Source organism: Streptomyces sp. NPDC093801 (genome assembly GCF_040701585.1).
GTDB lineage: Bacteria > Actinomycetota > Actinomycetes > Streptomycetales > Streptomycetaceae > Streptomyces.
Genome location: NZ_JBFBDP010000010.1, coordinates 14,158 through 26,364 on the forward strand (window position 1 = coordinate 14,158; position 12,207 = coordinate 26,364).

At 73.1% G+C, this 12,207-nt stretch carries 15 protein-coding genes; 13 read left to right on the plus strand and 2 right to left on the minus strand.

Translation table 11 applies throughout. The features are described 5' to 3' along the window. Positions 1-72: 72 nt before the first annotated feature. On the minus strand, positions 73-861 hold the full coding sequence (locus AB0469_RS13185) for a response regulator transcription factor (protein ID WP_042812371.1): 789 nt from the start codon (positions 859-861) through the stop codon (positions 73-75). 470 nt (positions 862-1,331) lie between these two features. Here AB0469_RS13185 and AB0469_RS13190 point away from each other — a divergent pair, with 470 nt between their 5' ends. The 13 genes from AB0469_RS13190 (at position 1,332) to AB0469_RS13250 (ending at position 11,647) form a co-directional block, all read left to right on the plus strand. Further along, complete coding sequence (locus tag AB0469_RS13190) at positions 1,332-1,586, plus strand: MoaD/ThiS family protein (protein ID WP_042812370.1); 255 nt, start codon at positions 1,332-1,334, stop codon at positions 1,584-1,586. Between the two features lie 790 nt (positions 1,587-2,376). Then, positions 2,377-3,666: a hypothetical protein gene (locus AB0469_RS13195; protein ID WP_366451653.1), complete on the plus strand. Its 1,290-nt coding sequence runs from the start codon at positions 2,377-2,379 to the stop codon at positions 3,664-3,666. 121 nt (positions 3,667-3,787) lie between these two features. Further along, positions 3,788-4,504, plus strand: a complete 717-nt coding sequence (locus AB0469_RS13200; protein WP_366451443.1) for a DUF2993 domain-containing protein — start codon at positions 3,788-3,790, stop codon at positions 4,502-4,504. Positions 4,505-4,665: 161 nt separating this feature from the next. Further along, complete coding sequence (locus tag AB0469_RS13205) at positions 4,666-4,749, plus strand: putative leader peptide (RefSeq protein ID WP_350206375.1); 84 nt, start codon at positions 4,666-4,668, stop codon at positions 4,747-4,749. A 196-nt stretch (positions 4,750-4,945) separates the two neighbouring features. Beyond that, on the plus strand, positions 4,946-5,791 hold the full coding sequence (locus tag AB0469_RS13210; protein ID WP_366451444.1) for a sulfurtransferase: 846 nt from the start codon (positions 4,946-4,948) through the stop codon (positions 5,789-5,791). A gap of 69 nt (positions 5,792-5,860) precedes the next feature. Continuing rightward, the gene (locus AB0469_RS13215) at positions 5,861-6,151 is read left to right on the plus strand and encodes a DUF1416 domain-containing protein (RefSeq protein ID WP_042813059.1); all 291 of its coding nucleotides are present in this window, start codon (positions 5,861-5,863) and stop codon (positions 6,149-6,151) included. Between the two features lie 140 nt (positions 6,152-6,291). Then, the gene (locus AB0469_RS13220; protein ID WP_042813060.1) at positions 6,292-6,558 is read left to right on the plus strand and encodes a DUF3099 domain-containing protein; all 267 of its coding nucleotides are present in this window, start codon (positions 6,292-6,294) and stop codon (positions 6,556-6,558) included. Between the two features lie 114 nt (positions 6,559-6,672). Continuing rightward, on the plus strand, positions 6,673-7,413 hold the full coding sequence (locus tag AB0469_RS13225) for a hypothetical protein (protein WP_366451445.1): 741 nt from the start codon (positions 6,673-6,675) through the stop codon (positions 7,411-7,413). After that, positions 7,410-8,303: a hypothetical protein gene (locus AB0469_RS13230; RefSeq protein WP_366451446.1), complete on the plus strand. Its 894-nt coding sequence runs from the start codon at positions 7,410-7,412 to the stop codon at positions 8,301-8,303. The genes AB0469_RS13225 and AB0469_RS13230 overlap by 4 nt, the downstream gene beginning before the upstream one ends. Then, entirely contained in the window at positions 8,300-9,238 is a 939-nt protein-coding gene (locus AB0469_RS13235) for a hypothetical protein (RefSeq protein WP_366451447.1), read from the plus strand. The genes AB0469_RS13230 and AB0469_RS13235 overlap by 4 nt, the downstream gene beginning before the upstream one ends. Positions 9,239-9,504: 266 nt before the next feature. Further along, positions 9,505-10,077, plus strand: coding sequence for an FABP family protein (locus tag AB0469_RS13240; RefSeq protein WP_366451448.1), 573 nt, complete (start codon positions 9,505-9,507; stop codon positions 10,075-10,077). 82 nt (positions 10,078-10,159) lie between these two features. Next, positions 10,160-10,627: a Fur family transcriptional regulator gene (locus AB0469_RS13245; RefSeq protein ID WP_366451449.1), complete on the plus strand. Its 468-nt coding sequence runs from the start codon at positions 10,160-10,162 to the stop codon at positions 10,625-10,627. A gap of 51 nt (positions 10,628-10,678) precedes the next feature. Then, positions 10,679-11,647: a folate-binding protein gene (locus AB0469_RS13250; RefSeq protein ID WP_366451450.1), complete on the plus strand. Its 969-nt coding sequence runs from the start codon at positions 10,679-10,681 to the stop codon at positions 11,645-11,647. A gap of 11 nt (positions 11,648-11,658) precedes the next feature. Here AB0469_RS13250 and dtd read toward each other — a convergent pair whose 3' ends face one another. Beyond that, on the minus strand, positions 11,659-12,084 hold the full coding sequence (gene dtd / locus AB0469_RS13255) for a D-aminoacyl-tRNA deacylase (RefSeq protein ID WP_042801357.1): 426 nt from the start codon (positions 12,082-12,084) through the stop codon (positions 11,659-11,661). Positions 12,085-12,207 lie beyond the last annotated feature (123 nt).

A 12,207-nucleotide genomic window follows, 5' to 3' on the forward strand; every position in this document is an offset into this window, starting at 1 on the left:
GCGGAAGTCTACGCGGGGTGACCTACCTCTGGGCAGGGCGTCCTGGAGAGTGGATGGTCACAGGGGCTCCTCCTAATGGGGGACGGCCGCCGGGGTCTCGGCCGCGGCTTCGGCGGGAGCCTGCCCGCGGTCGGCCGGGGCCTTCTTCCGCTCGGCCTGGGCCGCCGCCTCCGCCGCCGCCCGCTCGACCTTCTCCGGGGTGACGAAGCGGTAGCCGACGTTGCGGACGGTGCCGATCAGCGACTCGTGCTCGGGGCCGAGCTTGGCGCGCAGCCGGCGGACGTGGACGTCCACCGTCCGGGTGCCGCCGAAGTAGTCGTAGCCCCAGACCTCCTGGAGGAGCTGGGCGCGGGTGAAGACCCGGCCCGGGTGCTGGGCGAGGTACTTCAGGAGCTCGAACTCCTTGAAGGTCAGGTCCAGGACCCGGCCCTTGAGCTTGGCGGAGTACGTCGCCTCGTCGACCGACAGGTCGCCGTTGCGGATCTCCATGGGGGAGTCGTCGGAGCCGAGCTGCTGGCGGCCGGTGGCCAGCCGCAGCCGGGCCTCCACCTCGGCCGGGCCGGCGGTGTCGAGGAGCACGTCGTCGATGCCCCAGTCGGCGGTGACGGCCGCCAGGCCGCCCTCCGTCACGACGAGGATCAGCGGGCAGCCGGGTCCGGTGGACCGCAGCAGCTGGCAGAGCGACCGCACCTGCGGCAGGTCGCGGCGGCCGTCGACGAGGATCACGTCGGCCCCGGGTGTGTCCACCAGGGCCGGTCCCTCGGCCGGGGCCACCCGGACGTTGTGCAGCAGCAGTCCGAGTGCGGGCAGCACCTCGGCGGACGGCTGCAGGGCGTTGGTCAGCAGCAGGAGGGAGCTCACGCCCGACCACCTGCCCGGGTCGGGCGGTCGTGCCCCTGTTTGCTTCGCTGGTCCATCACGTCGGTTCCTCCTCGGTCCCGTCGAGGACGTGCGTGGTACGGCTTCGTACGACTTGCCTGGCATGCCGTCCGGCCCCCGCGCCCTGGGGTCCGGATGGATACCACTGTTCTCGGTCCGTTCAACGTGCTGAAAGCACAAAAGGACCCGGGGGCCACACTGCCCGGATCCTCTACGCCGCCAGAATAGCCCACCCGCCCTTTCGGGGCCGAGGGCTGCCATGCACCGCATTCTGTGGTTCGCGCCACGCCTTCCTCCTGCGTATGCCCTGGTTTCACCGGATCGGTGGACCCCCTGCGGGCCGCCCGGGCGCACGGACGGCGCGCGGAGGCACGCCGGGGTGACGAGCCGGAGGGGTCATCATGGAGGCCGACGGTGGAGATCCGACGGAGCCCGACACGATAGGAGCTGCAGTGGCAACCGGAACCATCCGCTACTGGGCGGCGGCCAAGGCCGCGGCCAAGACGGCGGAGGAGCCGTACTCGGCGCACACACTGGCCGAGGCGCTCGACGCAGTGCGGGAACGCCATCCGGGGGAGCTGACCCGGGTCCTGCAGCGCTGCTCCTTCCTCGTGAACGACGAGCCCGTGGGCAAGCGCCCGCACGAGGCCGTCCTGCTGACGGAGGGGGGCACCGTCGAGGTGCTCCCGCCGTTCGCGGGCGGGTGAGGTGGAGATGAGCACTCCCGAGGAACAGCAGCGGCGGCAGCAGCAGGCGGCCGCCGCCCAGCAGGACCCGTACAGCACGCAGACCTGGCAGGCCGACACCTGGGAGACCGGGTACCAGCCGGTGCAGCCGCCGCTCGGCTCGGTGCCGGGGCAGGCGGCCCCGCCCGGTACCCCGCCCGCTGCCCCGCAGGGGCAGCAGGGGTGGCAGCAGCAGGCCGGCGGTACCGGTGGCGGCGTGCCGTGGCCGGACGCCTCCGCCGGTGGCGGTGCCGCGTACCCGCAGCCGTACCCGGGGCAGGCGCAGCCGCAGGCCCCGGCGGTGCCCGACGCGTGGTTCCGGGACGCGCAGCCGCAGCCGGCGCAGCCTCCGCAGCAGCAGACCGGCGGGGGCGTGCCGTGGCCGGACGCCTCCGCCGGGGGCGCTGCGGGCGCCGCCGCCGAGACGGCGTACCTGCCTCCGTACCCCGGTGCGGGGGAGCCCCGGCCGCAGCAGCGGCCCGCCGTGCCGGACGCGTGGTTCCGCGACGCGCAGCCGCAGCCGCAGTCCCCGGCGCAGGCCGACGCGGCCGCCCAGACGGCGTACCTGCCGCCCGTGCGGCAGCCCGGGCCGCCGCAGGGGACCGGCGGGGGCGTGCCGTGGCCGGACGCCTCCGCCGGGGGCGCTGCGGGCGCCGCCGCCGAGACCGCGTACCTCCCGCCCGTGCGGGAGGCCGCCGACGCGGCCGCGGAAACCGCCTACCTGCCGCCGTACCCGGGGCCGGGACAGGACGGGCCGCAGCAGCGGTCCGCGGTGCCGGACGCGTGGTTCCGCGACGCGCAGCCGCAGCCGCAGCCGCAGTCCCCGTCCCCGGCACAGGCCGACGCCGCCGCCCAGACGGCCTACCTGCCGCCCGTGCGGGACCCTCAGCCTTCGGTGGACGCCGCCGCCCAGACGGCGTACCTGCCGCCCGTGCGGGATCCGCAGCCGGCGGCCGATGTGGCTGCGGCGGAGACGGCCTACCTGCCTCCGGTGCGGGACCCTCAGCCTTCGGTGGACGCCGCCGCCCAGACGGCCTACCTGCCGCCCGTGCGCGACCCGCAGCCGGCGGCCGACGTCGCTGCCGCCGAGACGGCCTACCTGCCGCCCGTGCGCGACCCGCAGCCGAGCGGCGACGCCGCAGCCGCGGAGACGGCGTACCTGCCGCCCGTGCGGGACCCGAAGCCGGCGGCCGATGGCGCCGCCGCGCAGACGGCGTACCTGCCGCCCGTGCGGGAAGCGGAACCGCAGCCGGCCGGGCCCGGGGCGGAGTGGTCGCCGCCGACGCTCGGCGGGAACACCCTGCGCGCCGTCGACCCCGCCCAGGCGCGGGCCGAGGGGCGGTCGCCGATCATCGACCCGGGGCCGCAGTCGGCCATACTGACCGCCGCCCTCGGGCTGCTGCTGGCCGGCGCCGCCGCGCTGGGCCCCTACGCCCTGGTGCTGCCGCTGATCGCCCTCCAGGGCCTCACCGCCGCCGGCTGGTTCCGCCTCAACGGCATGTGGCCGGCCCGCCAGGGCATCGCGCTCGCCTTCGCCGGGGCGCTCGTCGCCGACGGCGCGGTGCTCGCGGTGGACGGCACGTACGGCCCCGGCGCGATCATCGGCACCCTCGGGGTGTGGGTGCTGCTCACGCTGGTCCTCCAGCTGCGCAGCCACGCCGATCCGGACGAGCGGATGTACGGGCTGATGGCCTCGGTGGCCTCCGCCGCCCTGGCGATCGCCTGCGCCGGTTTCCTCGCGGCCGACTGGGCCGCGGTGAGCGCCGGGGCGGTCGCCGTGGCCGTCGCCGTGTTCGCGCGCGCCCTGCCGCTGCCGACCGCGCCCTCCGTGGGCGTCTCGCTGGCCGCCGCGGCCGGCGCGGGCATCGCGGTCGGCGGACTGGTCGGGCTGGGCGCGGGCGGTGCGCTGGTCGGCCTGGCGGCCGGCGTGTGCGCGCTGGTCGGGCTGCGCGTGGCGGCGTACGACTACCCGTCGAAGTTCGTCCACATGACGGCCGGTGTCGCGCTGCCGCTGGCGGCCGCCGCCCCCGTCGTCTACCTGATCGGCCGGGTGGTGGGCTGACGGACCGGGGCGGGCCGGTGGGCGTCGGGGGAGACGGCGTTCACGGGCCCGCTCACGGCCCTCCGACCTCGATCATGGTCCACTAGAACGCACGTACCGATGAGGAGTTGGGGGAGGGCACGTGCGTTTCCTGCGTTTCGTGGTGATCGTCGCGGTGGTGCTGGGCGGCCTGTTCGTGGGCGCCGACCGGTGGGCGGTCGGCTATGCCGAGGACCGGCTCGCCGAGAAGATCCAGTCCCAGAAGGGCCTGGTCGGCAGCGCCGAGGTCGACATCCACGGCTTCCCCTTCCTCACCCAGGCCCTGAGCCACGAGCTGGAGCAGGTCGACCTGAAGCTGAAGGACGTCGATGCCGGCGCCGACGGCCGCCGCACGCGGCTCTCGCAGCTCGACGCCAGCTTCCACGACGTGAAGCTCAACGGGAACTACACCGGCGGCTCCGCCAAGCGCGCCGAGGGCACCGCGCTGATCTCGTACGCGGACCTCACCAAGGCCTCCCAGACCGGTGCCACGCTGACCTACGGCGGCCAGCCCGGCAAGCTGAAGGTCACCGCGACCGTGGACGTGCTGGGCCGGCCGATCACCCGCAGCGTGATCTCCACCGTCGCACTGGTCGACGGCAAGGGGGGCGCGGGCGGCAAGACCGTCCGGGTGCACGCGGACTCCGTGCCGGGCGAGGGCATACCGGGGATCGAGAGCGCGATCCGCAGGCGGACGGACTTCGACCGCGGCATCGACGACGGCCTCCCGGCCGGTCTCAAGCTCACCGCGCTGACCTCGGACGAGGCGGGTGTGCACCTCACGCTGACCGGTACGGACGTGAGCCTGGCCGGATCGTGAGACGGCCCGGTCCGATCCGCAGAAGGACGGGCCGCGCACACAGCCCCGGAAGGCCGGAAGAAGGCCTCCCGGGGCTTTCTCGTCCCGGCATCCGGACGATCCCGTCTCGATATATGACACACCGGTGACAGGGCGGCCGATTCGTCCCTACGATCCTCGCTATGAAGCATCAGCAGGCGGACCTCACGAAGCGGCGGGCAGTAGACCTGTGTCGCGTCGCCGCCATGCTCTGTCGCTCCATGTGAGGCGTGAGCCTTCCCGCTCCGCCGGCCGGACCGACGGCCCTTCATCCCGCGTGACCGCACCGCCCTGCCTCCTGCCCCTGACGCCTCCCCGCGCAGGGCCGGCGAGCGACAGCCGGAAACGTCGTACGCACCGCAACGCAAGCCCCACCGCAGCACCAGCACAGCCCCGCCGCACACTGCCCCGGAGGAGATCACCATGAGCCGCAGCGACGTCCTCGTAGACGCCGACTGGGTCGAGGCCCACCTGAACGACGCGAACGTCGTCGTCGTCGAGGTGGACGAGGACACGTCCGCCTACGACAAGAACCACATCAAGAACGCCGTCCGGATCGACTGGAAGCAGGACCTCCAGGACCCGGTGCGCCGCGACTTCGTGGACCAGGAGGGCTTCGAGAAGCTCCTCTCCGCCAAGGGCATCTCGAACGACGACACCGTCGTCCTCTACGGCGGCAACAACAACTGGTTCGCCTCCTACGCCTACTGGTACTTCAAGCTCTACGGCCACCAGGACGTCAAGCTCCTCGACGGCGGCCGCAAGAAGTGGGAGCTCGACTCCCGCGACCTGGTCGACGGCAAGGACGTCCCGCAGCGCCCGGCCACCGACTACAGGGCCAAGGCCCAGGACACCTCCATCCGCGCCTTCCGCGACGACGTCGTCGCCGCGATCGGCTCCCTGAACCTGGTCGACGTCCGCTCGCCCGACGAGTTCTCCGGCAAGCTGCTCGCCCCGGCGCACCTCCCGCAGGAGCAGTCGCAGCGCCCCGGCCACGTGCCGAGCGCCCGCAACATCCCGTGGTCGAAGAACGCCAACGACGACGGCACCTTCAAGTCCGACGAGGAGCTGACCGCCCTCTACGAGGCCGAGCAGGTCGACCTCGCGAAGGACACCATCGCCTACTGCCGCATCGGTGAGCGCTCCGCGCTCACGTGGTTCGTGCTGCACGAGCTCCTGGGCCAGGAGAACGTCAAGAACTACGACGGCTCCTGGACCGAGTACGGCTCGCTCGTCGGCGTGCCGATCGAGCTCGGCCCGAACAAGTAATCCCGGCGGCCGGGCACGCGACGCCCGCCCCTCGTAGCAGCAGAACCTCTCTAGGACAGGACAGAGAACATGTGTGGAGCACAGATCGGCGGGCCCGACCTCGCGACGCTCAAGCCCGGTGAGACCGCGATCCAGGGCCAGGTGACCAAGGACGGCGAGCCCGTCAGCGGCTACGTGCGGCTGCTGGACTCGACCGGCGAGTTCACCGCCGAGGTCCCCACCTCCGCGACCGGCCAGTTCCGCTTCTACGCGGCCACCGGCACGTGGACGCTGCGGGCGCTCGTGCCCGGCGGCCAGGCCGACCGCGCCGTCGTGGTCGCCGAGGCCGGCGGCGTGACGGACGTCGCGATCGCGGTCTGACGCCGCAGCGGTCCTGCGACCGCACCGCCGTACCGGCCGGAGGGCCGCACCCCAGGGGGTTGGACGCCACTGGATCGGGGTGCGGCCCTCCGTGCCGTCCGCACGCTTGTGTTCCGGGGGGCCCGTCCTACGCTGGAGGCATGTACGCCCGGCGTCGGCGCGCCTACTTCCTGCTCATGGGCGGATGCCTGTTCCTGTTCGTCTCCGCCTGGTCCTTCGTACGCCTCTTCTCCGTCCCGGCGGCGGTGGCGCTGTGCGTGGTCGCCATGGTCATCCCGCCGGTGGCGGCGATGGTCGCGAACCGGCGCGGGCCGGACGACCGCTGGTGGGACGACCCGTCGGGGGATCCGAAGTCCGACGAGTGGTGGGACGAACTGGACGGGAAGCGGCGCCCGCCCGAGGATTGAACGCGTTCGAGATAAAAGCGTAATAAAGATGCGTACAACGGCTTCCCGCCGCAGGGTGTCTTGGATGTGCGCGGGCGAACGCTCCCGCGCCTCCAGGTCTGTGGGGGGACCCCTTTGGAACACGAACAGCCGCCGCCGCGCGTCCGGCGCCGCCGCGGCCGCACCACCGCCCTGATCGCCGGCGCCCTCGTCCTCGGCGCCCTCGCCGGCACGGTCACCGGCTACGCGATCCAGTACGACCGCGAGCCCACGCCCCTCCCGCCGCTGGCCCAGCAGAAGCTGGACACGCCGAAGGCGCAGGCGCCGAACGACGCCACGACGGTCAAGACGATCAACGCCAACCGCTGGCACAAGAGCGACGGAGAGCTCACCGATCTGCTGATCGAGGCGCCGGCCGGCGCGCAGGTCGACTTCGACGGGTACGACACGCTCGACTCCCTCTCGACGACCTTCACGAAGCCGAGCGGCGCCATGCGCGCCTTCCTGAGGGACGGGTTCCGGCGCCTGGCCACCCGGTCGTGGACGCAGGGCGACATCGGCGTGGAGGTCCGGCTCATCCAGTTCCGCGACTTCTCCGGAGCCGACGAGTTCTACCGCGACCAGGTGACGTACATGCCCAACAAGGACTTCGCGGGCAACGGCGGCGTCGCCGTTCCCGGCGTCTCGGCGGGCCTCGGGCACGTCTGGGTCTACTCGGAGCTCAGCTCCGAGGGCGGGCACGCGGTCAGGGAGGCCCGCGCGGTCCTCCGCCGGGGCGACATCGTCATGGACGTCTACTACACCGACGAGCGCGCCCGCCCGATCGCCGAGAGCGACGTCCTCGACCTGGCCAAGCGACAGCTGGAGCGACTGTGACCGAGCCGCAGAACGAGCAGCAGAACGAGCCGCAGGCCGGGCCGACCGGGTCGCAGACCGGGCCGACCGAGCCGGCCGAGCCGCAGGCCGGGCCGACCGGGTCGCAGGACGTGGTGGACGGGGCTCCCGAGACCCCCGTCCCGGCCGCGCCCGCGCCGACGGCGGCCCGCCGGAAGAAGTTCCTCCTCTCCGCCGCCGCCGTGGCCGCCGCCCTCCTCGTGGGTGGCGGGGTGTGGGCGGCCTCCGCCCTCGCCGGCGCCGACCGGACCGCGCCGACCGCCTACTGGGTCGAGGCCGGCGGGAAGCTGCCCGAGGCCGAGCACCCCGCGCCGGTACCGGGCAACGACCTCACCTCCAAGCTCCTGCCGGCCCCGTCCGGTTTCCTGCCGGGGCCCGACCTCCCGGGTGAGGGGAACGACTTCTACGAGTCCGGGGAGAAGGCGGTCGAGAGCTTCAAGGAGGCCCGCAAGGGCCTGTCCGGCTCGGAGCGCAAGAAGCGCGACGACATGCTGGCCGACCTCAAGCTCAAGGGCCTGGCCGGCCGGAGCTACGCCTCCACCGGCATGGTCGTCGAGATCCGTCTCATGCAGGCCGACCCGAAGGCGGTGGGCGCGTTCGGGGACGTCTCCAAGAAGATGCTCGCCGTCATGGGCGACGACCGGGACGCGCCGACCGTGGACGGCTACCCGGACGCCAAGTGCACCCGCATGAGCGTGGGCGACGAGAAGAAGGAGACGATCGACTCCCTCTACTGCGTGGCCGTCCAGGGCGACGTGATGGTCAACTTCCGCGCGTTCGGTCCGCAGACGGCCGGCCTCTCGAAGACCGAGGCCACCAGCCTCCTCAGGAACCAGCTGTCCCGCCTGAAGTCCCCCGGGGAGTCCGTGTGACCGAGCAGAACACCACCGTCGACCCCGCTCCGGCGGACCCGGCGCCGGTGACCTCCGAGGCCCCGGCGGCAGCGGCGGCACCCGAGGCCGTCCAGGCCCCCGGGGCTCCAGGGGAGCCCGGGACTCCCGAGGCGCCCGGGACTCCCGAGGCGCCCGAGGCCCCCGGGGCCGTGGCCGCCCCCAAGGGCCGCCGCGCGCTGCGCGCCGCCCTGCGCTGGACCGCCGCCGTGCTCGTCTTCGCCGCCGCCGGCGCGGGGACCGCGTACGGGATCTCCCGGGCCGAGCGCACCGACGTCCCCGGCCTGTCCACGAAGAGCGACGGCCGCTGGACCTACCCGGCCCTGGCCAAGCCCGCCCTGCCGCCCGGCGCGCCGGCGCCGTTCGCCGTGGACGACCCGGAAGGCATCCACTACGCCGACCTCACCCAGCTCCTGCTGCCCGCCCCCGTCGGTTCCTCCCCGGACCCGGGGCTGAAGCTGGAGAAGGACTCGGCGGTCACCGTCGACACCTTCCTGGAGGAGTACGAGTCCACTGCTCGCGAGAAGATGAAGGCGGGGTTCGCCGACAACGGGCTGCGTCAGATCGCGGCCCGTGGCTGGACCACCCTGGACGGCACCCGCACCCGGGTCTACCTGCTGCGTTACCACGCCTCCGGGTTTGCCGACACGTTCATGGGCTGCGGTTCCGAGCTCAACGGGGTCAAGGGAATGGAGCCCGACGGGGACTGGGGCAAGGCCCGCGGGTCCCAGCCGGCACCCGACGCCAGCGGCATGACGGTCCTCCGGGAGTCCGTCCCCTTCGGCGACGAGCAGACCAGGATCGGGTGCGTCCAGTCGGGCGACGTCCAGGCCGTGATCCTCCAGAACCGCAAGGGCGGGGCCGCGGCGGTCCCCCTCCACCAGGCGGTGATCCTGCAGCGGCAGCTGCTGGGCTGAACCGGCGGGGCCGGTTCAGCCCACCTCACACCGTGCGCCGGTCCCCGGGCCAGTAGGCTTGGGGACCGGCCCCGTCCACCCGCACCGATTCCTCCGAGGAGCACCCCGTGCTTGAGGCTTTCTTCACCTCCCTGCTGGTCCTGGTCTGCGTCGGCGTCCTCGCCTTCACCGGCCTGGCCGTCAAGAAGCTGTACCAGGGTCAGCGCTAGCAGCCGACCGGCCGACCGCCCCGGAACCCCTCCCACAGATCGCCTGAGCAGCCAACCATGATCCAGATCCCGTCCGACCTGAACCCGGGTCTCGTCCCCCTCGCCTTCCTCCTCGGCACCTGGGAAGGCGCCGGCGTCTTCGACTTCCCCGGCGAGGAGAAGTGCAACTTCGGCCAGGAGGTCGTCTTCAGCCACGACGGCCGGGACTTCCTGGAGTACACCTCCCGCGCCTGGGTGCTCGACACCGAGGGCAACAAGGTGCGCCCGCTGGAGACCGAGTCGGGCTACTGGCGCATCGACAAGGACCGCAAGGTCGAGATCGTCATGGTCCGCGACCAGGGCGTGGTCGAGGTCTGGTACGGCGAGCTCGCCGATCAGAAGCCGCAGATCGACCTGGTCACCGACGCGGTCGCCCGCACGGCGGCCTCCGGCCCGTACAGCGGCGGCAAGCGCCTCTACGGGTACGTGAAGAGCGACCTGATGTGGGTCGGCGAGAAAGCGACCCCCGAGGTCGAGCTGCGCCCCTACATGTCGGCCCAGCTCAAGAAGGTCGTCACCCCGGAGGAGATCGCCGACATGGCGCGCAACCTCCCCGAGCTCCCGGACGACGGCATCGCCTTCTTCCGCTGAGCCCGCCGGCGGCGACGTACCGGCAGCGATGAAGGGGACCGCGGCAGGGCCGCGGTCCCCTTCGCGCGCTTACACTGGCCGGGTGGTGACCACCGACTGGAAGAGCGATCTGCGGCAGCGCGGATACCGGCTGACCCCGCAGCGCCAGCTCGTGCTGGAAGCGGTCGACGCCCTGGAGCACGCCACTCCCGACGAGATCCTCGTCGAGGTGCGCAGAACGGCCTCCGGCGTCAACATCTCCACCGTCTACCGCACGCTGGAGCTCCTGGAGGAGCTCGGCCTCGTCTCGCACGCCCACCTCGGGCACGGGGCCCCCACCTACCACCTCGCCGACCGGCACCACCACATCCACCTCGTCTGCCGCGACTGCACCGGGGTGATCGAGGCCGACCTCGACATCGCCGCCGACTTCACGGCGAAACTGCGCACCACCTTCGGCTTCGAGACCGACATGAAGCACTTCGCGATCTTCGGCCTGTGCGAGGCGTGCGCCGCCCGGCGCCGCGACGACCGCACCGAGAGCCCCCGGCCCGCGCAGGACACCGCCTAGCGCCCCCGGTGCGCCCTGGGGCCCTCCGTACGGGGTCGTAGGCTTGGTGCCATGACCAGCAGCCCCTTGCTCCATCTTCCCGGCGCCGTAGCGGCCGAAGGCCGTGACGAGGGCGTCGCCGCCCACTACGGAGAGCTCTACGGCGAACAGCGCGCCCTCGCCGACGGCCGAGGGTTCGTCGACCTCTCCCACCGCGGGGTCGTCACCGTCACCGGCCAGGACCGGCTCGCCTGGCTGCACCTGCTGATCACCCAGCACGTCACGGAACTCCCGCCCGGGCAGGCCACCGAGGCGCTGATCCTCTCCGCCAACGGCCACATCGAGCACCAGCTGCACCTCGTCGACGACGGCGAGACCACCTGGGCGCACGTCGAGCCCGGCACCCAGGAGGCGCTGATCGCCTACCTGGAGTCCATGAAGTTCTTCTACCGCGTCGAAGTCGCCGACCGCACCTCCGACTTCGCCGTCGTCCACCTGCCGGCCGGCTCCATCGCCGAGGTCGACAAGGAGCTCGTGGTCCGCGAGACCCCCTACGGCCGCGACGTGTTCCTCCCGCGCGGGCAGCTGGAGGACTTCGCCGCGGCGCACGGCCCCGCCGCCGGACTCCTCGCGTACGAGGCCCTGCGCGTCGAGGCCCACCGCCCGCGCCTGGGCCTGGAGACCGACCACCGCACCATCCCGCACGAGATCGGCCTCATCGGCACCGCCGTGCACCTCCAGAAGGGCTGCTACCGCGGCCAGGAGACCGTCGCCCGCGTCCACAACCTGGGGAAGCCGCCGCGCCGCCTGGTCTTCCTCCACCTCGACGGCTCCGAGGTGCTGCTCCCGCCGCACGGCGCGCCCGTACGGCTCGCCGCCGACGGGGAGGACGGCCGCCAGCTCGGCTTCGTCACCACCGCCGTGCGCCACCACGAGCTCGGGCCGATCGCCCTCGCGCTCGTGAAGCGGAACGTTCCGGTGGACGCCCCGCTGCTGGCCGGGAGCACCCCGGCCGCGCAGGAGGTCGTCGTGGCCCCGTAGGGCCGCGCCGCCTACACGTCGATGACGATGGTGAACGGGCCGTGGTTCGTCAGCGAGACCCGCATGTCCGCGCCGAACCGGCCCGTCGCCACCGTCGCGCCCAGCGCCCGCAGCTGCGCCACGACCTCGTCCACCAGCGGCTCGGCCACCGGCCCGGGCGCGGCCGCGTTCCAGGTGGGGCGCCGGCCCTTGCGGGCGTCCCCGTAGAGCGTGAACTGGGAGATCACCAGCAGCGGCGCGTCCACGTCGCTGCAGGACTTCTCCGCCTCCAGGATCCGCACCGACCACAGCTTGCGGGCCAGCACCGCCGCCTTCTCCGGGGTGTCGTCGTGGGTCACCCCCACCAGCACGCACAGCCCCTCGCCGACGATCTCGCCGACCGTCTCGCCGGCCACGACGACGCTCGCGCCGTCCACCCTCTGCACCACTGCTCGCATACCACCTGTGTACCAGGCGTGCACCCGTCCGGGGCCGATCGGGTGGCGTGGGACTGCGTCCGCACCACGGAGAGTGGCACCATGCACGCAGGCGGTGCCCCCAGCACCGGTCGAGGGGACGGA